The organism is Psychrobacter fozii, from assembly GCF_003217155.1.
Classification (GTDB): domain Bacteria; phylum Pseudomonadota; class Gammaproteobacteria; order Pseudomonadales; family Moraxellaceae; genus Psychrobacter; species Psychrobacter fozii.
In genome coordinates this window covers 254,528-277,972 of sequence record NZ_QJSU01000001.1, presented here as the reverse complement: position 1 = coordinate 277,972, position 23,445 = coordinate 254,528, and the positions used below count along the sequence as shown (strand labels likewise).

Genomic DNA, 23,445 nt, shown 5'->3' with positions numbered 1-23,445 from the left:
ATGCTCATGAAATCTATCTGAAGTAAGGATACCGCTATGCAGTGGATTGCGATTGGTCTAGGCGCCGCATTTGGAGCGTGTTTGCGAGGGTGGCTGGCGCGCTTTAATCCATTGCACCATTGGATACCGCTTGGTACATTGGGCGCGAATGTCTTGGGTGGACTATTAATAGGGCTAGCTTTAGTATGGTTCGGAAGGATGGGTACTGGCTTATCTGACAACGTGAGACTATTCGTCATCACTGGATTTTTAGGCGGATTGACGACCTTTAGTACCTTTAGCGCGGAAGTGTTTACTTTTATCAGTGAAGGCAGGTTATTGACAGGTCTTGCGTTAATAGGTTTGCACGTTGGATTGACATTATTAGCAACTGCGTTGGGATTTTATTTCTTTAAGTTGGTTTTGTAGGAAATATCATCTGACTTTTGATTCAATCTGAGGTGCTGCGGGCTGCGTGTAGCACTGAGAAGAGTTAAACAATGGGGATGTCTTTAATTAGAGTTTTTATGAAAATGTATAAAAGTAAAAGCTGAGTTAGAAACCCAGCCTTGTATTATAAAAATGCCAAAAAATATAATGTAGAACATGATAACTATAAGTTAAATTTACGCTTTAATAAGGTTCTAGAACAAAGTTCATAGATGGATCATTCCAACATCCCCAAGCGTGAACTGGTTGACCATTTTGACTAAGCCCATATAAGCACTTATTTTTGCCTTCAGCTTTTAGTCTGACAATATTACCTGTCACTGGCTCTAATATAAATGTATTTGCATATTGACAGTCAACTAGAGATGCCCGTGCTCCATTTGTATTACTATTCACTGTTAAACAGTCTTTAGATTCTTGATGTTGAAGTTTCTTTTTTCCAGTCGTTGGATTGACTTGAATTTTAAACGCCATACCTGGGTTCTGGTAACATGACCAAGTATAGGCATTATTATTGGTTGTGCCTGGTGTTTGATAACCATATATACACTTATTTGTCGTAACTTGTTTTAGTCTAAAAGTTCCGCTTGTATCAGGAGCAGGGTTTGGAGAAGAATAGCAAGGAAGTGTTTTTTGATTTACCCTATACCATTTGGTGCTGTTTTTTCGTTTAACCCTGATTTCATACTCGGTGCTACAAGCAACTGGTTGAATGCCATAGTTGTTAATAGAACCTGTGTTATTACCAGAATTAGAACAGACTTCATTATCTCCTTTTGTCCATGAACCAGACGAGCTAGCCCTATAATCTATTTTGTAGGTTTTGCCACTTTTACAGTTAAATTCAATAAATATTTCAGGCTGATTGTAGTAATCGTTGTGTGTTGATGATTTTAAGTTCCAAACATTAGGATTTTTAGATTTCAAATCACCCATATTGAGGCTTTCAGATTTTGATTCCTCAATGTTTGGGCTTTCATATTTCAAGTTTTCAACACTGAGGTTATCAGGCTTTATCTTATCGAGATTGAGGTTTTCAGATTTTGAGTTTTTAATATTAAGGTCACTAGATTTAAGCTCATTAATATTGAGGTTTTTAAATTTTAAGTTATCAGATGCATTAGCACATCCAGCTATTATCGAAAGTAGAATAACAATAGTTTTACTCATGGAAACTTCCTTATATATTGTTACTGACAATATAAAAATTCGTTACCTAACTATCATTAGCACTTAGAGCATGCATAGTCAATTTTTTTCAAAAGAATATGGCCTCTTAATAGGCAGGATTACTGCTTCCTATAGCAGCAGTTCAAACTTTGAGGGAGGTTAGCACAACAGTTTATAATGGTTTAACGATCCCTTCTAGTAAGTTCGCAAACCCTTGCATATACGCTGTGTCTTGGCTAGAGGTACGCGTCGCTGCATACAGCTGACAATGCACACCTGCACCCAACTTCCGCGAGACGACCCAGCCTTTTTTCTCATATTCCGCCACGACCCAATCAGGTAATGCAGCTACTCCGCGTTCACTAGCGACCAGCTGAATGAGCATCGCTGTCAGCTCTGTAGTACGCACATTCTCAAAGCTCACCTGTGCAGGTGTCATAAAGTTGGCGATAATATCGAGACGCTTGGCCTCTACTGGATAAGCAATCAAGGTTTCTTCAGTCAAATCACTGGGTTCAATAAATTCTTGCGCTGCCAAATCATGCGTGGGCGATAGTACCAAGCGACTCTCGTACTCAAACAGCGGCTGATAACTGATACCGTCTATCGGTAAATCACTGGTGGTAATCAATAAATCAATATCACCTTCCATGAGTAGATGATGCGGCTCAGGCTCAAACCCTGTGGCAAAATCTAGCTCGACATCTGACCACTCACGGCGATAATGATTGAGTATCGGCATCAGCCAATCAAAGCAACTATGACACTCGGATGCTAGGCGTAATCTGCCTGCTTGACCATGTGCTAGGCGCTTAAGGTTGGATTTAGTACGGGTGACTTGCGGCATTATACTATCTGCCAACGCCAGTACGGTCTTACCAGCAGGGGTAAAGGTAAGCGGGCGCGTACGACGATTGACCAAGCTGATATCGTAGTAATTCTCTAGCTCTTTCAACTGATGTGAGACCGCAGAAGCCGTAACATGCAGCTCATCGGCAGCAGCAGCGAGTGAACCATGCGCCCGTAGCGCGGTTAGGGTGTTGAGGTGACGGAGCTCTAGCATAAGGTAACCTAACCGCGAAGGTGAGAAAAATTCATTATAATAGATATAGCGCTGACTTTCATTCAAAGCTTGCTATTAATAAGCAGTGTCAATAATAAGCAGTGCCAAACTAGCGATACCAGATTGGCAACAGCAAACTAGCGCCGGCGTAGTAGCAGCTGCGAGATGATAACCAATATTAAAGAAGCAGCCAGTAGCAATGTACCGATAGCGTTGACTTCTGGTTTAAGTCCTACCCGTACCATCGAATAAATCCGTAACGGTAAAATCTCATAGCTTGGACCAGTGACAAAGGTTGAAACCACCACATCATCCAATGACAACGTAAAGGCGAGCAACCAACCAGCCATTACCGCTGGTAAAATTACGGGAATGAGTACTGTACGTACCATCGTGGACTCATTGGCACCCAAGTCGCGTGCCGCTTCCATCAATCGCTCATCTAAACTGCTTAATCGTGCAAAGACAGTGATGACCACAAACGGTAGACAGAAGGTAATGTGTGCTAATAACAGCGAGACAAATCCTAATTGCAGACCAATTAATAAAAATAGCGCCAATAATGAGATGGCCAATACAATTTCAGGCGACATCATCAGCACGAACAGAAGCCCGTTTAGCAAGCCTTTACCACGGAAATTATAACGGTGTAGTGCTAAAGCGGTGAGCGTACCTATCAATGTCGAGACGGTCGCGGCGACCAACCCTAATACGATAGAATGCCAAAACGCATCTAGCATGGCTTGGTTATTAAATAGCGATTCATACCACTTTAGGCTGAAGCCGCCCCAGTTGTAGCCAATTTTCGATTTGTTAAAGGACATCACCACCAAAACAAGGATAGGCAAATACAACAGGGCATAAATGAGGCTTAGATAGCCTTTGGCGGCGATACTGCCAATCTTCAAAGTACGCGAATGAGACATTAGGCCACCTCACTGAAATCAGTCTTGCCAATGCGGCGACTACTGGCGCGATAGGCCAGTAACAGCACAGCCATAGCAAGGGTCAATAATACGCTGGCTGCAGCACCAAATGGCCAATCGCGCGCATCCAAAAACTGGTTTTTGATGATATTTCCGACCAATAGGTTGCGTGAACCACCTAAGATGTCGGCGACATAGAACATTCCCATTGCTGGCAGCAAGACTAAGAGCACTCCTGAAATGATGCCAGGCGTCGTCAATGGTAGTACGATATGCCAAAAAGTCTGTGTCTTGGATGCACCCAAATCTTGTGATGCCAGTAGCATGTCCTGACGCAAGTCAGTAAACACGGCATATAATGGCAACACCATAAATGGAAATAGTAAATACGTCAGACCAGCTATCACTGCACCTTGCGTATATAAGATATCGATAGGGGTATCGATAACACCTATCGCAAGCAGTGATTTATTAATCAAACCATTATTCGCAAACAGCAACTTGAGTGCATAAGTACGCACCAGAGAGTTGGTCCAAAACGGTAGTATTAATAGCATCATCAACAGTGGTTGCCAACGGGGTTTTGCTCTAGATATAAGCCATGCAAAAGGGTAGCCAAGTAATAAACAGATGATGGTCGTAATGCCTGCCATCCATAACGAATGGATAAATACGCCGAAATAGAGCGGATCAATCATGCGTGCATAGCTGTCGATGCTGACAGGTAAGCTGATAAAAGCACTGCTATCACGGGTCAAAAAGCTGACCGCGATGACCAAGATATTTGGTAATAGCGCGAATATCAGTAACCAACCCCAAATGAGCCATAGCGTTGCGGTGCGAAAAGGACTTTTGCTGCCTAAGCTGTGACCTGCCATTAGCTGGCATCCTTTTGTACGGTTGTATGGTCTCCACCTTTATTTGGCTCAGTAGAGTCTTCTGGCAATACCCATTCCCAGCCATCGACCCATGAGACTTTGACAGCTTCATTTAGTTTATAATCAAAGCTTGGGTCATCTTCGTCAAAGAATTCAGAGGCTTTAATAATATGGCCGTTTGCTAGCTCAATGATTGAGTCGAGCGTGCTGCCTTTGTAGTTACTTTCAATCACTCGGCCAAACAGTCCAACATGCTCATCATCTTGTGGATCATAAACTCTTAAGTCTTCTGGGCGCAGGAGTAAGTTTACGATGTCGCCTACTTGTACGTCATTGGCAAAATTAGGCCGACGTAAATTACGCAAGCTGGTTGGACCATCTTGAGCTTGTGCCTCGCAAACTTCTACTTCGATACGTCCGTTGGTGACTTTACCATCACGATCTGGCTGATCGGGGTAGACACCTTTTACTTCTGCTTTAAATAGATTGGTCTCACCGATGAACTTGGCTGTGAACAAGTTGGCAGGCGTTTCATAAATCTCGATAGGCGTGCCGATTTGCTGAAAGGTGCCGTCTTTCATCACTGCGATACGATCTGACATCGATAGCGCTTCTTCTTGATCATGGGTGACAAATACAAAAGTGATACCCAGCTCACGTTGTAGACGCTTGAGCTCAGACTGCATCTGCAAACGCAGTTTGTGATCGAGCGCGGATAGTGGCTCATCGAGTAACAGCAGTTTAGGACGATTTATCACGGCACGCGCAATAGCTACACGCTGCTGTTGACCACCCGATAAATCTTGCGGTTTACGATTGGCTAGATGTTCTAACTGCACCATCGCGAGCATCTCGCGTACACGTGTCTTAATCTCATCTTTCGGTATTTTTTTGAGCTTAAGACCGTAAGCTACGTTTTGGGCGACGGTCATATGAGGAAACAATGCATACTGCTGAAACACTGTATTGACCGGACGCTTATCCGCAGGTAACCCTGCCATCTGTACGCCATCTAAATGAATAGCACCAGCATTTGGCTGCTCAAAGCCTGCAATCAAGCGTAGCAAGGTTGTCTTACCGCAGCCTGAAGGGCCAAGCAGTGTCAAAAACTCACCATGTTGAATGTCGAGGTTGATGTCTTTTAATACTTCAGTTTGATCGTAGGTTTTTTTTAGACCAGTCAGTTGCAGCAGCACCTTATCATCATTAGGTGATGTAGAGGTTTTGTGCGTATTGGGCAGCGGGATGGTCATAATATTTTTCCTAAGCATCTAACATCGCAGTATGGCCATTCATTTAGGATACTGTGGTCAAAGTCATTTGGTGTGGGTGTAAGCTATGGGGATAGACTTAGTCTGGTTGCCACGTATTATAACAAACCCTTGATATAAATTAGTGCAAGTTAATCATAAGTTACGTGAGAGACAATACTTGAGAGACAAAGGTATAGTCAATCCACTATGAAAGAGTGACAGCGTTAATCTCGCTTAAAGTATTACATATACATCTGCACTCGGTTGCCCTGACTCTCTTTCAGATTGAATCAACTATAGGATAGGAAGGAGTTTTTATTATGAGCTTTTCAGTTCTAGTTTTTGGCAAACCTATTTAGGACATTTGGCAAGGGGGTTCATTTCTATGATTTGGGGCAGCTAGCAATAATTACGTCATATAGCGACATTAATACAAAGTTTTTTATCATTTTTTAAGCGGTATTCCTATACAATTACTCTGTGGTAGACCAATAGCTTTGGCCTGTCAGTACCTAATAGTGACTAGTCAGTTATTTAGTCGATTTATGTTTGAATACAACCAGTTGAATATAGCCAGTTAAATATGACTTGGATACTAGAGAGGTGAGCAAAATTACTACAGATAGTAGACTGAGTGAGCTTAATTCTAGATCCAATTTAAACAGCTTATAACTCTAATATTATTGATGATAAAGGATATCTTATGCCGAACAATACGCGCCCAAAAACAGGTCAAGAAGCCCTTGAGCTTTTGAAAGAAGGAAATGCACGCTACGTTGATAGCTTGAGCAATACTGATCCGATGATGCAAAGGCGTCCGGAGTTGGTCAAAGACCAAGATCCTTTGGCTATTATTTTGGGTTGCTCGGACGCACGTGTACCAGTTGAGATTGTATTTGATCAAGGCTTGGGTGATTTGTTCGTGATTCGAGTCGCTGGAAACGTGGTCGCACCATCACAGATTGGCTCGATTGAATTTGCGGCCGAAAAATTCGGTACCAAGTTGGTTGTCGTACTTGGACATTCACATTGCGGTGCGGTTACGGCCTGCGTAGAAACCCTCATTAACCCTGAAACAAACTACTCGCCCAATTTGCAGTCCATCGTAGATCGCATCCGTCCAAGTGTTTATAACCTGCATGAATTGGCGACTGCCAATGGTCAAGACGTCGATGCCGACGAGCTAGTTGATCGCTCAATCCGTGCTAACGTACGTATGTCGGTTAGCCAACTTAAGCATGGCTCGCGTGCACTAGAAGACTTGACCAATAGCGGTCAGTTGCTAGTCGTTGGTGCAGAGTATGATTTAGAGACAGGCAAAGTACGGTTCTTAGACAGCTAATAAACCGTCTAAATCGGCCACATCAAATAAGCACTATTACAAAATCCTCTCAATCCTTTCGTGATTTTTTATTATGATAAGAGAGTCAAGCGCGTAAAAAGCCTTTACGCGCTTGTTTTTTTAACTCTATATTTTGTCAATATTAGGATAATTATGTCTATATCAAATAATGGCTCAGCCACCGATAATAATAACGAATCACTTATAGCTCAGCCGACTAGCAGCGTAAATACCGCTGGTGTTCAGCCTATTTCAGGTCAGACGACTGGCTATACGTTTAACCATACGATGCTACGGGTAAAAGATCCTGCCAAGTCATTAGCGTTCTATACGGGCGTCCTTGGAATGACGTTGCTGGCGGTAAAAAAATTCCCTGATATGGGTTTCGATTTATATTTTTTAGCCAAGCTAACGGAGAGTGAGCGAGACAACCTGCCTGCTGGTGATGACTTAGAAATCTTTGCATTTCGTCAGCGCGGTATCTTAGAGTTGACTCATAACTACGGTACCGAAACCAAAGCTGATTTTAGCTATCATGATGGTAACCAAGATCCACAGGGTTTTGGTCATATTTGCTTTAGCGTGCCAAGTCTGGATGAAGCGGTGGCTTGGTTTGATAAAAATAACGTTGAATTCAAGAAGCGTCCAGAAGATGGCAGCATGAAAAATATCGCCTTTATCAAAGACGTCGATGGCTACTGGATTGAGATTGTACAAGCTGACTTGATGGGCTAAGTTTTAAGCGTTTGAAAGCTTTGAATATTTGATGAGTATTCGTTGCTAATATTTATCAATAAACAGAATAATCAATATGACCAACCAAAGGAGTGACACCTAGATGCCAACCTCTGAGGCAGAAACGATAGCAGGTACAGAGCCAACAACAGCTGCACTAACGTATCAAAGTATTATTGATTCTGCGAATGGCATATTTATTGGTTTTGTCGAGCGTATTCCGTATTTTGTTGCTTCGATTATCGTTGTCTTAATCTTTTGGTTTTTGTCGATACTCTTCAAAAAAATCGTCTATAAAATATTAGGCAGTCGCAGACGGCATCAGAATTTGGTCAAAGTATTTCAGCGAGTAGGTGGTGCTTTAATTATCTTCGTAGGCTTTATGATAGCCATGGTGATAGCTGTGCCGGAATTCACCCCTGCCAAGCTAATCGGTGCACTCGGTATCGGTTCTGTCGCTATTGGTTTTGCGTTCAAAGATATTTTTCAAAATTTGCTGTCTGGTATTTTACTACTCATATCAGAGCCGTTTCGCATCGGTGATCAGATTGTCTCAGGAGAGTATGAAGGGACAGTTGAGGATATTAAAATTCGTGCAACCACTATCAAAACTTATGATGGTCGGCAAGTCGTTATTCCAAACTCTGACTTATATACCTCAGCGCTGACAGTCAATACTGCCTATAAGCAGCGCCGGTTACAACTGGCAGTGGGTATTGGTTATGAAGATGATATCGAAGCGGCAAAAGCTGAGATTTTAAAAGCGCTAGATAGGGCAGATAGCGTGTCAAAGAAAGCTGAGCCGAGCGTGATTGCGACAGGTTTTGGAGATTCAACGATAGATTTGATGGTACGTTGGTTTATTGAAGATGGCACGCAAGCCAATAAAGTTACCTCGATTCACCAAGTATTTGTAGAGATTAAACTCGCGCTAGATGCAGCAGGCGTAAATATTCCATTCCCGATTAGGACGATAGACTTGAGTGACGCATCAGTGATGACGATTGTCGATAAGCTTAATGAGCAAAAAAACATCAATGTGGAAAAGACAGTGGCAGAGTAATCAAGCTATCATTAATATTCATAGACGCTAGGGCGTGTCTTCAATTCACTCGATAGTTATCTAAATGGGTTAAAAATGGCTAAATCTTGCCAAACGGCGTCAAATAGCTGATTAATATCTCGATATTATCTGCGCTATTTTCCTTGTTTGACTGCGATTTATCTCATTTCTATCACTATTTTTAAAATGAGGACACGCCCTAGTTCCCATAATAAAAAACCGCCATATCAAATGATGTGGCGGTTTTTTTATGCTGATCTACTGGCTATCAGTATAAAGATTTATTCATCTTTTGCTCTAAAGTCTGTATGGCATGACTTACAGCTCGCACCAACTTGACTGAATGCAGGCTTGATATCATCCATGCTAGTGGCTGTTTGAGCGGCAGCACTTAGTTCAGCAGTAACTTTTTGGAAGTTATCAGCTTCTGCACGGAAACCATCAGCATTAGACCAAACGGCTTCAGTCGCATTACCCATGTCTTCTTGGTTTTCGAAATGGCTCCACGGCATACTAGAATCTTCTGCTAAGAATGCCGCTTGCTCTTTGACGACGTCCGCATCAAAGGTATCTGGTGCTTTGGCCATATCACCCATGACGCCCATTGCATCACCCCAGTTTTTCATGCTGTCTTGACGGGCTTGTATATCAGGGCTAGAGTCAGACTCGGTTGCCGTACTACAGGCTGTTAGACCTAAAGCGGCTGCCATTAAGGTGATACCGAAGATAGATTTCAATGATTTGTTAGAATGAACCTGTGCCATATAGATTACTCCTTTAAATTTGGCTAATAGTATGCGTATTTGCAGACGGTGGCTTTGATACTGTGGTCAAAATCAACTCATAATTACCTGAAAGTATGTCCGCTTATCAGTGATTTTTTAGAAATTTAATCTGTATTGTAACCATTATTTGCGTAGCTATGGTTAAAATAGTTGTTATATCATCGTAATATTCAAAGTAATGATGATTATCTAAACCATATCATTGAGTTGACTGATACGTATTTTATCGTGGGCTTAATCGATCATATTAAGCTCAAATAAATGACAGTCTATATCTCTGTGAAGGTGATAAGCCCCATATGATAAAGGTCAGCTATAGCAGCTGACCTGTATTTGAATCTACTAGACAATAATCTAGTAGACATTGCTCATCTTTATTATATTCACATAAGCTATAGAGTCAACCACTCACGCGGCTTTAGATAAACGTCAGTCAACTCAAACTCGGGTGAGCCTTTAGTAGGCTCGAAGCGGTAGTGCCAACTCGCCAGTGGCGGCATACTTACTAAGATAGACTCAATACGACCATTGCTCTGTAGTCCAAATAGCGTGCCGCGATCGTAGACTAAGTTGTATTCAACGTAGCGGCCACGACGATACAGCTGAAATTCACGCTGCTGTTCAGTATAAGGCGTGTCTTTACGCTGCTCAAAGATAGGTGTAATACCGTCAAGATAGCCGTTACCCACTGCTTTCATAAAGTTAAAGCAGGTCTCAAAGTCCCAACCACGACTCTCAGTATTGACATCATCATAGAATAAGCCGCCGATACCGCGCTGCTCGTTGCGATGACGTAGGTGGAAGTACTCATCACACCATTGCTTAAAGTCAGGATAGACGCTGTCACCAAACGGTGCGCACAGATCGTGGCAGACTTGATGCCAGTGGACGCAGTCAGCAAGTACTGGGTAAAACGGTGTCAAATCAAACCCACCCCCAAACCACCAAATCGGCGCTTCGCCCTCAGCTTCAGCAACGAACAAACGAACATTGGCATGGCTAGTAGGGACGTTAGGGTTTTTGGGATGCACAACCAGTGACACGCCCATGGCTTGAGCTTTGCGGCCAGCGATATCGGGATGGCGCGCCGTAGCTGAAGCTGGCAGGTTGTGTACATGAATATGGCTAAACATCACGCCTGCTTTTTCAATCACGTCGCCATCTGCTAGTACGCACGAGCGACCACCGCCACCTTCAGGTCGTTCCCAGTCATCAGGGACGAAGGTTGCATTGCCACCACCATCACGCTCTTGCGCTTCTAATGCTTGGCAGATACGCGCCTGCAAACCGACTAAAAACTCACGCACTCGTGTGATGTCATTATTGGTCGGTGTTACCACTGATTCTGATGGTTCTGATTTATTATCTATATTTGGAATACTCATAAAATATCTATTTATTCAGGTGTATTGCAGTGTTGAAATCTTTATCCAATAAATGTCCCATACGGTCACGCTTGGTCGCGAGGTATTCAGCATTCATATCATTGACCCCTACCAATAATGGCACGCGTTCCACGACATTGATGCCATGCTCAGTGAGATAAGCAATTTTGTTAGGGTTATTAGTAATGAGTCTAACCGCATCAACACCGATATGAGCGAGCATCGGCCCACACATGTCATAAATACGCGCATCTGCAGGCAAGCCCAACATCAGATTGGCATCTAACGTATCATGACCTTGATCTTGAAGGGCGTAAGCACGAATCTTATTGGTGAGCCCAATGCCGCGACCTTCTTGGCGCAGGTACAAAATAGCACCACAGCCAGCCTCTTGTATGGCTTGCATCGCCGAATTAAGCTGCGGACCACAGTCGCACTTCAATGAGCTAAAAGCATCGCCAGTTAGGCACTCAGAATGAATACGAATCAAGGGAGCCGGTCGCTCTGATGGCGTCGCTGTATCTGGGTCGACCACAGGCAGCCCGACGGTCAGCATCACATGCTCTTGACCGTCTTCGTTTTCAAAGATATGAATATCAAACTCGCCATAACGAGTCGGTAGTTTGGCACTAGTAATAAATTGATATGACATTAATGTCCTGCATAAGCCGGTAGTTGTGGCAGTAAGGTCTGTATTAGCAGTAATAACGCAGCGATGTCATCCTAGCTGTATTAGGATAGTTAGGATGATAGCAGTATAATCTGTTCGTAACACATGCGTGCTGATTGTCTTTATTATAAAAACACACAAAGTTCACAGACGATGCACGATGATTAAAGCGACCATTAAAAAAAAATGCTATTATGCCATACTATTTTGACGGATACAGTGACAAGTCTTTACCCTTACATTACTATGTCGTCACGAACATTCGATATTGATGCAAAATAATAAGGCATAATATCAACCCCTAGTATGGAAGCGCTGTCTATTATGACGGCGTGTTTGTTGTTAGGCGCCGCGTAGGTATAGATACGTAGGCATTGCATGAATAATTATATGGTCAGTTACATCAATAATGATGTAGATATTATTGACGTCGCTTAGCTATAGTTATCTTTATACTCTAAAGCACGTCTTGTCAGCAGATTGGTAGGTATCGTACGGTTTATGCAGCAGTCACCTCATTCCCCACAGTCTCAGTCCGTATCTGCGTCAGCCATTGAATCCGCTGCCCAGCTGTCAAATTTGCAGCAGACTTACGCTGTCATTCCGCGTGTGCGTCCAAATACGCCACTACTTGATAGTATCGATGCGCCGTCTGATCTAAAAACGTTTACAACCACTCAGCTTATTACCTTGGCAGATGAATTGCGACTGTTTCTGTTGTATTCAGCCGGTCAGAGTGGTGGGCATTTTGGTGCCAATTTGGGCGTGGTTGAATTGACCATTGCGCTACATTATTTGTTAGATACGCCGCAAGATCAGATTGTTTGGGACGTAGGTCATCAAGCCTATGCTCATAAAGTATTGACTGGTCGCCGCGAGCAGTTAGGTAGTATTAGATCGAAAGATGGATTGACGGCTTTTCCTGAGCGTGCCGAGTCTGTGTACGATACCTTTGGCGTTGGTCATTCATCGACTTCAATCTCAGCGGGTCTAGGCATGAGCTTAGCGCTGCGCTATCAAGGCTGTGCACAAACAGTGGCTTGTATCATCGGCGATGGTGCGATGACAGGTGGCATGGCATTTGAGGCCATGAATGATGCAGTACAGCAAGACGCTGATTTGCTAGTCATCTTAAATGACAATGATATGTCGATATCTTGTTCTATCGGTGGGTTTTCGCGGCATTTAGCCACGCTATGGGAATCAGGATATCAGGTTGATATCTCTGAGACAGGTGAGCCTGTTCTCTGTCATCGTCCTGATATGCAAGGATTTGATCGCCGTAAGCGCCACAAAGAGATGCGCGATGTCCCGCAATTAGAAGATAACTTATTTAAAGCGATTGGTTTTACCTATTTTGGTCCATTTGATGGTCACAATATCCCTGAGCTGTTGCGTGTATTGTCACTTGCCAAGCGAGTATCAGGTCCAGTATTGGTTCATATTTATACCACTAAGGGTAAAGGCTTTGCGCCAGCTGAACTAGATCCAGTCGGTTATCATGCGATTAGCAAACTGCCTGTCGAAGATGATGAAACAAAGCCCAAAGTAGCAGATACTTCAGTAGCAAAGGCTCCAAAAAATAAGCCAGCGTTAAAATACTCGCAAGTGTTCGGCCAGTTTTTGTGTGATAAAGCTGCTGAAGATGACAAACTGCTTGCCATTACACCTGCTATGGAAGAAGGCTCTGGAATGATCGACTTTGCTCGTCATTTTCCAGCACGTTTTTTCGATGTGGCGATTGCGGAACAGCATGCAGTCACGCTAGCAGCTGGCATGGCAACTCAAGGTGTCAAACCGATTGTCGCAATTTATTCAACGTTCTTGCAGCGTGGCTATGATCAGTTGATTCATGACGTTGCGTTACAGAATTTAGACGTAACGTTTGCTATTGACCGAGCTGGTCTAGTCGGTGAAGATGGCGCAACCCATGCTGGCGTATTTGATTTTGCATTTTTACGTTGCGTCCCTAACATGGTGATTGCAGCGCCAAAAGATGAAAACGAATGTTACCATTTGCTCAATACTTGTTATGACTACGAAGGATGCACGGCGGTACGATATCCACGTGGTGTGGGTACGGGCGCCGTTATCGAACAGCCAGCACAGATTTATAAAATCGGCGAAGCTGTGGTAGAGTCAGTATTAGGCTCTAATGACGCACCGAAAAAGCTCGCATTATTGGTATTTGGTACGATGATGACCACGGCTCAGCACGCAGCAGAAGCTATCGTCAATGGTGATACAGAATCAGAGTATCAAGTGCATGTGGTAAATATGCGCTGGGTAAAACCTTTAGACACTAACCTATTAGAAGCGCTATTGGCAAAAGGCATTACTCATATTGCGACCCTAGAAGAGCACGTAATTACTGGCGGCGCGGGTAGTGCGGTCAATGAGTATTTGCTCAATGAGTCAGCTGCTTTTAAGCGTACTCGTCCAGTCATTTATAATATGGGTATTCCTGATCGCTTCATTGCGCACGGTTCCCAAGCTCAGCAACTGGCTGATTGCGGTTTGAGTGTCGACGGTGTGAGTAAGCAGCTTAGACAGTTATTGTCATAAGCTATGTTGCTATAAGTCGTGTTGTTATAAATCGTATTGCTATAAGACATATTGTCATAAATAGTATGGTCGAAATTGATTTAAAGTTAACGATATTAGTTTGAACAGATAAAAGCTCGATAGATAGAGCTAACGCCTGCTTAGCCGTAGGTGCTGACTTTTTTACAACTTGCGCAGTTTGTGATGACCACCAAAATATGGGTTGGTTTGGCGAACGTAATGGTTTTTTCGTTTTTATCGAACAATTTTAGTATAATGCGGTTGTCGTTTATAAGTTTTCATCTATAAAAGACACGTTTTTTAAATCGCATAGATGTGGTGTGATGCGGCTAGTCTAATCGGCATGTTGTGGGCACAAAGTTAGTCTTATTTTTTATATTCATTCATCAAGCAAATAGGTTATTTATGGAACCCATGGTCGTCATCGCAGCGCGTACTGCTGAAAAAGTTGGTAAAGAGATTTTATATGCGCATCAAAACCGCCACAAAATCGAATTGGACATCGAGTCGAAAGGACTTGATGGATTGGTCACACGTATTGATCGTTTCAGTGAAGAGCTGACGATTGAGACGCTAAAAGCCAGCTATCCGAATCATTCGTTTTTGGGTGAAGAGTTTGGTATGCAAGAAGGTCGCGGCGAAGACGCTGACTGGTGCTGGATTATCGATCCGCTAGATGGCACCAAAAACTTCGTTCATGGTGTGCCGCAGTTCTGTGTTTCTATTGCTGTACAGCATAAAGGCGTGACTCAACATGGCGTGGTCTATGATCCAGTCCGTGACGAGATGTTCTCTGCTAGCCGCGGTAAAGGCGCGCGCTTGAACAATCGCCGTATGCAAGTGAGCGAACGAAAAACGCTTGATGGTGGTCTATTTACTACGGGTCATCCGCTTGAGCGTAAGCGCAATGGTGAAGTGATTTCTTATGCGAAAGAGCATTTTGAAAGCTTACAGAAAGTCTCTGAAGCGGGTGGTCAAATTCGTCGTTTAGGGTCTGCAGCATTGGATTTGTGCTATGTAGCTGCTGGTCGTTTCGATGGTTATTTCGAGATGTCTATCAAGCCGTGGGATATCGCTGCTGGTGAGCTTATCGTCACTGAGGCACGTGGTGTGGTTGTCGATCATACAGGCGCGCACAACTCTATGACTTCAGGTTCTATTTTTGCTTGTAACATCAAGCTGTTAAAGCCATTGATGCAAGTAGTCGTTCCTAGTTGGGGCGAGGCTGTATAAGTAGCAATATTTAAAAGTATTGATAATAAAAAGCTGGTTCCGTTAAGGAGCCAGCTTTTTTGTTGCTTTATCACTTTCACTGCCAACGGTTATACCCTGAAACTCAAGCGTTTTACTGGTCGTTTCTAGCAGCGTCAATTCTTCTTCTATCAGCGCGAGCATGTCTTGTACGTGAGGCAAAGCCTTACTGCAAGCTGCAATACCGAACTCAATCTTATCCAAATAACTGGCTAACGTAATATTCATCGCTTGTCCGTTGAATACGATAGAAGCCGGATATAGAGATTGCAAGCGTGCACCATTCCAATATAGAGGTTTCTCAGAACCAGGTACGTGGGAGATAATGAGGTTAAAGGCCTGTTTTTTCGGGAATAGCCCGGTTGCTAGATTGATACCTTCCCAAGCATAGGCGATAACGCTGTAGTTGATAACTTGCGCTTGGTTCATACGGCGGAAGCGGCGCTTACCACTGTTCATACTACGATGGATGAGCTGTATCCGACGTAATGGATCATCCAAATGTGTGCCTAGGTTGGCCAATACAAATGACAGCTGATTACCCGATACGCTATTATCTGTACGCAGTGACATCGGTACAAAGGCAATTAATGGCTTACTAGGCAGCGCATCCATCGATATTAAATAGCGACGGATGGCACCAGCGCAAACTGCCAGTACCACATCATTTCTACTAATTTTTAGTCTATCGGCAATATCATTAAAGCGCTGAATATCATAAGACTGCGCTGCAATACGCCGCGATGCAGAGATACGCTTGTTCAAAATACTCATGGGCGCATCAAAAGTGCCGACATAGCCATCATCTCCAGAATTTTTGAGATTGTCTAGCAATTCTGTAAACACAGGCTTGATGGTAGATATCTGCTCTTTAATGATGCGTCTGATAGATCTTTTCGAAGGAAGTATGGCGTTGACGTGGTTGCGATGACGTGCCATTAAAGACCAGATTGGCAGGGTTACTGGTTCAGTGGGTGACTGCGATAAAGATTTTTGAACGAGGCGCATGGCAGCAATGCCATCTACCAAAGAATGATGAATTTTGAAATACAAAGCAAAACGTTCAGGATCGCCTTCGTTTTCTGGCTGAATGCCTTCAATCACGTGACATTCCCACAAAGGCATCGCGCGATCTAAGAGACGTCCATGCTCTCTTGAGACATACATGAGCAATTCGCGTACCCGTGCAGGTTTTGGTAGAGCGACATGGTGAAGGTGATGTTCGACATCAAAGTTTTTGTCTTTTTGCCAAAACGCCATATGCTCCAATACTTGATTAAAAGGAAAGCTTGGCGGTACATCGGAGTCTTGCATTTGCTTGACCAACTGATAGACAAAGTCGCTGTCAGCCGTATCTGGTACTTCAAATAAAAATAAACCACCCACATGCATAGGTTGTTTACGCGACTCAAGAAGCAAAAATAATTGGTCGACTGCTGTGAGAAGTCGCATAATAAATCCTTTTATGACGATGTGGTTAATTCAATTTAAAAGTGGGACAAAGCGATTAAGCATAAGTGTATATATAATACTTTGAGCAAGGTATTCAATGAAACAGTGATTAGGTTATGTCGAACATCTACCACTAGTCGCTGCCGTAGTAGGATGTTCAACAAGTCCTAATTTTTGACTAAAGATAAACGTCTAATATAATAAGCCTGACGTCGTTTTTTCTTATTGTTTTATCACTGACTTTTATAATGGTGCATTGTCAGATACTTTACTGAAAAAAGTATCCAGTCTGTGGCGAGCTAGCAGTCGCCATTTTGCGTACCGGCATGCGCCCTGCTAAGAATGCTTCGCGACCAGCCCACATTGCATGCTTCATGGCATGTGCCATCATAACTGGGTTCTGGGCGTTGGCAATGGCAGAGTTCATCAGTACACCATCACAGCCGAGCTCCATCGCAAGTGCCGCATCAGAGGCAGTGCCGACGCCTGCATCTACCAATACGGGTACTTTAGCGTTTTCAATAATCAAGCTAAGCGTATGACGATTGAGCAGACCAAGACCTGAACCAATCAAGCTACCTAGCGGCATAATAGCGACACAGCCCATGCTTTCTAATTCTTGTGCGACGATAGGATCATCTGACGTATAAACCATCACCTCAAAGCCATCATCGATCAATACTTTGGCGGCTTTTAACGTTTCCATTACGTTTGGATAAAGCGTTTTTTCATCGCCCAATACTTCAAGCTTAACCAAGTTATGTCCACCCAATAGCTCACGAGCCAGCTTGCAAGTACGAACAGCAGTCTCGGCATCGAAACAACCTGCAGTGTTGGGCAATATGGTGTACTTATCAGGTGAGATTACATCCAGCAAGTTCGGCTCATTACTGTTCTGACCGATATTGACTCGGCGAATAGCAACCGTGACAATCTCTGCTTCTGAAGCCGCAATAGCAGCACCAGTTTCGGTCATGTCTTTATACTTACCAGTGCCAACCAACAATCGTGAAGAGAATGTACGACTGCCTACAGTAAACGTATCTTGTGAAAGTGGTATAGGGCTGGTAGTAGAAATAGCGGCTTGTTGTGACATAAGGATAATCCTAATAGCGGGCGAACAAAGGTGACAAACGAAGAGTTGGTTCAATAATAAAAGTTATTCATCGTAGGCAGTAGTCTATGGCAGGCGACAGCTTCTCATCATGATGGTAAAGACCAGATAGGGAGCATCCAAAATCGGATCCTTGCTACTCACGAAAAACAAAATGTTATTATAACAAACTCATGCGCGCTTACAGACAATCTTTACCCAGTTTAACGATTTAAGCAACCCGCCTCTTTTATCATCAACTTTATCGAGGCATACAACAATGTATGCAGAGGTATCTATAGTAGTGGTATCTATAGTAGTGATACATATAGCAATGGTACTTATGAGTCATACGTTGCAACGGGCTATGTGCCGTAATAAGGTCAGATAAGAGGTAGAGGGATGTACAAGTCAGAAGGTCGCAGTGATAGGTACTGATGGGCCACAGAGTTTTCTAGCAGAGGATAAGACGTTAGAGGCGGATAAGACGTTAGATATCTAAACAGAGAGTATTGTTACTGGTTATATACGTGCTAATCTCAATTAACTATTAAAACGATGCGCTATATAGATATAAAAAGTGTACAGCGCATCATATTTAATTGAGTCGGAATGAACTATTGGCTATTTAGCGGCTTCATCATTTACCTCTGGTTGACTGCTTTGCTCAGTATCTGCCGGAGACTCTGTAGCAACTGCTGCAGCTTTTTCATTCGCTTTTCCTTGACGACGCGCTTCTAGCTCAGATTTGGGTATCCAAGCCCATGTCATCTCAACGACGATTGGATCGCGATCGCTGTCAGACTCACGGTCATGAATCACGCAAGGTATAACCATTTCACCTTTTGGCGTGTTTAAGATATCTAAGCGCTGCTCATCAGATAAACTTGCCACCGCTGCAATTTGACCCTTTTTAATAGGGCGGTAAAAGTTAACCGAATAAGACTTAATTAATAGCACGCGGTCAGAGGGTAGGTTTAAACCCAAGATAAACCCTGTGGCCGTTTCAGCCAATAAGGTAATGGCCACTGCATGGATGGAACCAATGTGATTCTGTACAGCCTTGGTGTTATTTAAACTGACAACCACTTGATTGGGATTGACAGTTTCATAATAGACGCCTGTCGTGCCGACATATGGCACGACCTTGCCAAAGGCTTTGGACAAGATGCTCGATCGTGCACCGGCAGGCAAGTATTTAGTCACTGATAACAGTTTGGTGAATTGGTTGCTGATGGGCTTGAGTGTGCTGGTTGGCTTGTCGACTGGCAATCTTGTGTTGTCAGATATTTTAGCTGGCAATTTATTGGTCAGCTTGGTGGGGAGTTTTTTTAATAAACCTGACATACAAAATTCCTTAACTTAGATGCGTTGAATGAGATTTTGAGTATTAGCGTGTATCATCATAGCGGAAAAATACGGAGTATTATGCAAGCCGCTATACTCACTATGTTACATTAACTACTGCTGTCCGACTATTATTAGAATGAACTGATGCGCTTATAAAACAACACTCATATAGTGATGTCTTGGACACTAGAAATAGTTTAGCTCGTAGCTATATTGTTCACAATAATGCCGTTAGATGCCATGTGGAGCGTCACGCTATAATGACACCGTTTTAGCATACTTTATTTATTTTTCTCATGTACCTCTTATCTGCTGGATGACGCTATGCCCGACACATCAACTCATAAGCCGACCAATATTATTTATACAGGTGTGGCTGGTACGGGTAAGACTTATCGATTGCTACAAATTGCTAAGCAATATACCGACTACTTACCTAGAGCCAATCCTAAGGACTTGTTAGTACAGCTGTTGCAAGCGCTCAGCTGGCGAGATGTTGTCTGTCTAGTATTTTTAGATTTGCAATCCAAAAATCAAGACTTGGTCAAGGTGCCTGAAATTGTCAATCATGAGTTTTTTGTTGCAAAGGCATCGCAGAATGAGCGAGAGAAACACTTAAGTAATACGGCTTGGTCTGTGCTGCAAATGCATACTCCTACTAGCTCAGACACCGTAAGTTATAAAAATCGTGCTGGCCAAGCTTACTTTGATAAAGACAATAGTGGCGCATGGTATTTATTACCAGAGAGTAGGGAGTTGTTAACGGGTTTGTCGCAGCAACTAGAAGAGTTTCAGCAGGCAAAGCGAGACAATGACACTAGCCAAAACCAAGCTTTCAGTCAGCAGCGTTTTAGTATGGTGAGCTTCCATCAGGCTTATGGTTATGAAGAGCTCGTCGAAGGCATTCGTCCTGTGATGGTGGCTTCTGGTCAGTCAAACAATGCTAATAACAGTCTGTCTCAAATGAGTTATGCGATTCAAGATGGGGCATTTTTAAAATTATGTCAGCGCGCGGCAAACAATCCCAAACAGCGCTATGCCATGCTGATTGATGAAATCAACCGCGCTAACGTGTCACGCGTATTTGGCGAACTACTCAGTCTGATCGAACCCGATAAACGTACGGGTATGGCAAATGCCATGACAGTGAATCTGGCTTATTCTGGACGTACCTTTAGTGTTCCTGACAATATCGATATTTATGCGACTATGAACACCCAAGATCACTCTTTAGCACCGCTAGACATGGCACTACGCCGACGTTTTCGGTTTATTGACTGTCCACCACAGCCGGAACTACTACCAATTATCAGTTTTAGTAAAGGCTCAGAAACGCATAGTACAGCAGAAAATGATGAAGCCTATACCATAGACTTGGCCAGACTATTAATAGGTTTAAATCAGCGCATTATTCAGACGTTGGGGGTGGATGCGCAATTGGGTCATGCATTCTTATTTTCAGTAACGACTCTTGAACAGCTACAAGACGTATTAATCGAACAAATTATTCCGCAATTGGCGCAAGCGACTGGCGGACAAATTACTATGCTGCAGTATATTTTTAAAGATGAGCAGCAGCCAATGAGTGCCCAGTTTATTCAAGATGGCCAAGCACTGATGACAAACGAGTCAAATGCTCAGGTCGCCAATCAGAATAATCTAGCTGCACAAAATCAGATGTTTTCAGGGCATCACTTATTTCTCGATCAGTCAGTCAATACAGGTAGCTATAGAATCAATAGCGACCTTATTGCCAAGATAGGTGAGTTTATAAAACCTGCTGTCTACCAGCGTTTATATTAATTGGGTTATTGGAAATTGATAAATAGCGATGGGAATAATCAGGTCCTCACAAGCAATAGTATCGATCGTAGTGGTATGGGCGCGCCTGATACGAACGTTATCACTGTATTTGAGCATCAACGCCTAACAGCTGATAATTTCTTACAGATAGCTGATTTTCATTGGCTAATGGCACAAGAATTCTCTGTGTTCAGCATCAAACGTCAGCAAGGGCAGTGGCAGCTGAAAGTTGGACACTATATCGGTATCATTCTCCTGCCTAGTGGTATGGTACTAGAGATATTGCCAAAGCTTAATCAATCTATTCAAGACAGCAATCTCGCACAAACCCGTCAATGGGTGCAAGGCATGATGTCTGATTTGATTGGTAATAGCGATCGAACCCACAATAAACTGCCTCATACAAAAAATTTAGGCCAGATCAGTACTCAGCTTACGTCATTACCGATAGCCGCATTGCCTTTATCAGATTGGCTGGTCACACAGTTTTTGCAGCGATTGGCACAGCATCAACCGACCAAGCATTATCAATCGCAAACCCACAACCAAGCATCGCTACAAGGTCGACTACTCATCAAAGAGCAGCTGCGCCATAACAGCATGCAGCCGCATAAGTTTGTCTGTGAGAGCAGTGTGCTGAGCCAAGACATGCAGGGTAATCGACTGATTAAGAGTGCTTTGATGTTATTAAGCCCACTATTAAGCCAATCAACGGCACCTAAATCTTTGCAAGCGTGGCAACCAATACCTGTGCTCAGTCAACATGAGATGCAACAGCTCGACTCGATATATCATCAGGCAAAGCAACAGCTAGCAGTGCTGCCACTTCACGTGCAAAAATTACAGACGATGCAACAGTTGGTGGACTTGGCTTATTGGTTATTGCAACAGTCAAATACCGAAACGGGTCACATGATTGATCCCAATAAAGCATCCAAACATAAACAAGCATCACCACGATTGTGCCTATTGATTGACATGAATCAAGCCTTTGAGCAATGGGTCAGTCAGCGTATTGCCGCGATGTTTAATCAAATAAGTCCGAACTATAGACCGTTATATCAAGCACAAAGTGTCTGGCTAAGTGATACAGAAGGGCAGGCCTGCTTATCTATACGACCTGATTTACTCATATATAAGACAGCGATAGATGCGGATACCCATACCCACCAAGGTCAGGATAATACAGCAGCAGCTTCTCACATTAGCGCGTCAGGTAGCTATAGTCATGTCATCGATATTAAATGGAAGTATTTATTTCATGCAGCGAGCATTAGTGCCAGTGACGCCTATCAATTGACTAGCTATGCGCAGGCTTACCAAGCAGATCAGGTCTGGTTGGTCTATCCTGTACAAGGTAATGAAAGACAACCGATAGCACTTAGTCAACGGTCTCTGAATGGTCAAGATATTGATAATAATATGAATTCTGCTCAATTATGGCTCATACCATTTAATGTCTTTACTGGAACGATAAACGAGCGCTTGTGTTCGGCCTTGAATCGAGTATAATGGCGCTATCGATGGTTAGCGCCGTCGTAGGAAAGACTTTTTGTTTAAGCTGTTTTGATGAAAAGTAGGTGTTTTTGAAATAATTTAGAAATTTTTTAAATTAATCAAAAATAAGTGTTGACACTACCACCGTTTCCGCTTAATATGTGCACCTCGATAGCGAGGAACATTAACGAGTTAGCAGTATTTCTGATAACAAGTTAAGCAACAAACTATCGTAATAATAGAAATTTTCGGAGTGTGGCGCAGTTTGGTAGCGCATCTGGTTTGGGACCAGAGGGTCGTAGGTTCGAATCCTATCACTCCGACCATCTATTTTTAAGAGCCTTACAGGCTTTTTTTTATGTATAATGGTTTAGTTTCTGGTATATTTAGAACTGGCTTTAATGTATAAAAGTCCTCTAAGAGCGCCTGTAGCTCAGCTGGATAGAGCATCTCCCTTCTAAGGAGGTGGCCGCAGGTTCGAATCCTGCCAGGCGCACCATTTAGCCTGCAAATTTTGTCTTATCAGGCAATAGTTATGGCGGTTGTAGCTCAGTTGGTAGAGCCCCGGGTTGTGATCTCGGTTGTCGTGGGTTCGAGTCCCATCAGTCGCCCCAATTTTTTCTGCATTACCTTTCTTTAGTATCTCTAGCTTCACCTCATTAAAACCCCTTTATAAATAATCATACTCTGCCATTTTTGGCGATTTTTTGCGTCTATACGATTTGTTTTGATGAC

At 43.1% G+C, this 23,445-nt stretch carries 19 protein-coding genes and 3 tRNA genes; 11 read left to right on the top strand and 11 right to left on the bottom strand.

Features of this window, described 5'->3' with window-relative positions; genetic code table 11:
• The first annotated feature begins 36 nt into the window (after positions 1 to 36).
• On the top strand, positions 37 to 408 hold the full coding sequence (locus DFP82_RS01105; RefSeq protein ID WP_110921881.1) for a CrcB family protein: 372 nt from the start codon (positions 37 to 39) through the stop codon (positions 406 to 408).
• A 204-nt stretch (positions 409 to 612) separates the two neighbouring features.
• On the opposite strand, the gene DFP82_RS01100 is transcribed toward DFP82_RS01105, so the two are convergent.
• From DFP82_RS01100 to potA, 5 genes are all read right to left on the bottom strand, one after another.
• Positions 613 to 1,599 (bottom strand): RICIN domain-containing protein, encoded by a 987-nt coding sequence (locus DFP82_RS01100; protein ID WP_110921880.1) that lies wholly within the window; start codon positions 1,597 to 1,599, stop codon positions 613 to 615.
• 172 nt (positions 1,600 to 1,771) lie between these two features.
• Positions 1,772 to 2,662 (bottom strand): LysR family transcriptional regulator, encoded by an 891-nt coding sequence (locus DFP82_RS01095; protein ID WP_025651936.1) that lies wholly within the window; start codon positions 2,660 to 2,662, stop codon positions 1,772 to 1,774.
• A gap of 137 nt (positions 2,663 to 2,799) precedes the next feature.
• Positions 2,800 to 3,588 carry a spermidine/putrescine ABC transporter permease PotC gene (gene potC, locus DFP82_RS01090; protein ID WP_110921879.1) on the bottom strand — a complete coding sequence of 263 codons (789 nt, stop codon included), beginning with the start codon at positions 3,586 to 3,588 and terminating at the stop codon, positions 2,800 to 2,802.
• Positions 3,588 to 4,466, bottom strand: a complete 879-nt coding sequence (gene potB, locus DFP82_RS01085) for a spermidine/putrescine ABC transporter permease PotB (RefSeq protein WP_110921878.1) — start codon at positions 4,464 to 4,466, stop codon at positions 3,588 to 3,590. The genes potC and potB overlap by 1 nt, the downstream gene beginning before the upstream one ends.
• The gene (gene potA / locus DFP82_RS01080; protein ID WP_110921877.1) at positions 4,466 to 5,719 is read right to left on the bottom strand and encodes a spermidine/putrescine ABC transporter ATP-binding protein PotA; all 1,254 of its coding nucleotides are present in this window, start codon (positions 5,717 to 5,719) and stop codon (positions 4,466 to 4,468) included. Before potA ends, potB begins: the two co-directional genes overlap by 1 nt.
• A gap of 703 nt (positions 5,720 to 6,422) precedes the next feature.
• On the opposite strand from potA, the gene DFP82_RS01075 reads away from it, so the two are divergent.
• From DFP82_RS01075 to DFP82_RS01065, 3 genes are all read left to right on the top strand, one after another.
• Positions 6,423 to 7,061 (top strand): carbonic anhydrase, encoded by a 639-nt coding sequence (locus DFP82_RS01075; protein WP_110921876.1) that lies wholly within the window; start codon positions 6,423 to 6,425, stop codon positions 7,059 to 7,061.
• 153 nt (positions 7,062 to 7,214) lie between these two features.
• On the top strand, positions 7,215 to 7,796 hold the full coding sequence (gene gloA, locus DFP82_RS01070) for a lactoylglutathione lyase (protein WP_181416209.1): 582 nt from the start codon (positions 7,215 to 7,217) through the stop codon (positions 7,794 to 7,796).
• Positions 7,797 to 7,899: 103 nt separating this feature from the next.
• The gene (locus tag DFP82_RS01065) at positions 7,900 to 8,859 is read left to right on the top strand and encodes a mechanosensitive ion channel family protein (protein ID WP_110921875.1); all 960 of its coding nucleotides are present in this window, start codon (positions 7,900 to 7,902) and stop codon (positions 8,857 to 8,859) included.
• A gap of 281 nt (positions 8,860 to 9,140) precedes the next feature.
• Here the strand turns inward: DFP82_RS01065 and DFP82_RS01060 are convergent, their stop codons facing one another.
• From DFP82_RS01060 to ribA, 3 genes are all read right to left on the bottom strand, one after another.
• On the bottom strand, positions 9,141 to 9,623 hold the full coding sequence (locus DFP82_RS01060; RefSeq protein ID WP_110921874.1) for a c-type cytochrome: 483 nt from the start codon (positions 9,621 to 9,623) through the stop codon (positions 9,141 to 9,143).
• Positions 9,624 to 10,036: 413 nt separating this feature from the next.
• Positions 10,037 to 11,029, bottom strand: coding sequence for an oxygen-dependent coproporphyrinogen oxidase (gene hemF, locus DFP82_RS01055; RefSeq protein ID WP_110921873.1), 993 nt, complete (start codon positions 11,027 to 11,029; stop codon positions 10,037 to 10,039).
• Between the two features lie 7 nt (positions 11,030 to 11,036).
• Positions 11,037 to 11,681: a GTP cyclohydrolase II gene (gene ribA / locus DFP82_RS01050; RefSeq protein ID WP_110921872.1), complete on the bottom strand. Its 645-nt coding sequence runs from the start codon at positions 11,679 to 11,681 to the stop codon at positions 11,037 to 11,039.
• Positions 11,682 to 12,200: 519 nt separating this feature from the next.
• Between ribA and dxs the strand changes: the two genes are divergently transcribed.
• Positions 12,201 to 14,264 (top strand): 1-deoxy-D-xylulose-5-phosphate synthase, encoded by a 2,064-nt coding sequence (gene dxs / locus DFP82_RS01045; protein ID WP_110921871.1) that lies wholly within the window; start codon positions 12,201 to 12,203, stop codon positions 14,262 to 14,264.
• Positions 14,265 to 14,669: 405 nt separating this feature from the next.
• Positions 14,670 to 15,497 carry an inositol monophosphatase family protein gene (locus DFP82_RS01040; protein WP_110921870.1) on the top strand — a complete coding sequence of 276 codons (828 nt, stop codon included), beginning with the start codon at positions 14,670 to 14,672 and terminating at the stop codon, positions 15,495 to 15,497.
• 42 nt (positions 15,498 to 15,539) lie between these two features.
• Here DFP82_RS01040 and DFP82_RS01035 read toward each other — a convergent pair whose 3' ends face one another.
• The 3 genes from DFP82_RS01035 to DFP82_RS01025 form a co-directional block, all read right to left on the bottom strand.
• Entirely contained in the window at positions 15,540 to 16,967 is a 1,428-nt protein-coding gene (locus DFP82_RS01035) for a WS/DGAT/MGAT family O-acyltransferase (protein ID WP_110921869.1), read from the bottom strand.
• Positions 16,968 to 17,235: 268 nt separating this feature from the next.
• Entirely contained in the window at positions 17,236 to 18,063 is an 828-nt protein-coding gene (locus DFP82_RS01030) for a thiazole synthase (RefSeq protein WP_110921868.1), read from the bottom strand.
• A 621-nt stretch (positions 18,064 to 18,684) separates the two neighbouring features.
• Positions 18,685 to 19,407 carry a DUF4442 domain-containing protein gene (locus DFP82_RS01025; protein ID WP_110921867.1) on the bottom strand — a complete coding sequence of 241 codons (723 nt, stop codon included), beginning with the start codon at positions 19,405 to 19,407 and terminating at the stop codon, positions 18,685 to 18,687.
• Positions 19,408 to 19,734: 327 nt separating this feature from the next.
• On the opposite strand from DFP82_RS01025, the gene DFP82_RS01020 reads away from it, so the two are divergent.
• The 5 genes from DFP82_RS01020 (at position 19,735) to DFP82_RS01000 (ending at position 23,324) form a co-directional block, all read left to right on the top strand.
• The gene (locus DFP82_RS01020; protein ID WP_245905578.1) at positions 19,735 to 21,213 is read left to right on the top strand and encodes an McrB family protein; all 1,479 of its coding nucleotides are present in this window, start codon (positions 19,735 to 19,737) and stop codon (positions 21,211 to 21,213) included.
• Between the two features lie 15 nt (positions 21,214 to 21,228).
• A complete protein-coding gene (locus DFP82_RS01015) occupies positions 21,229 to 22,725 on the top strand; it encodes an McrC family protein (protein WP_245905576.1) in 1,497 nt (498 codons plus the stop codon).
• A 234-nt stretch (positions 22,726 to 22,959) separates the two neighbouring features.
• Positions 22,960 to 23,036 (top strand) — tRNA-Pro (locus DFP82_RS01010).
• 96 nt (positions 23,037 to 23,132) lie between these two features.
• Positions 23,133 to 23,209, top strand: a tRNA-Arg gene (locus DFP82_RS01005).
• A 39-nt stretch (positions 23,210 to 23,248) separates the two neighbouring features.
• A tRNA-His gene (locus DFP82_RS01000) sits at positions 23,249 to 23,324 on the top strand.
• Positions 23,325 to 23,445 lie beyond the last annotated feature (121 nt).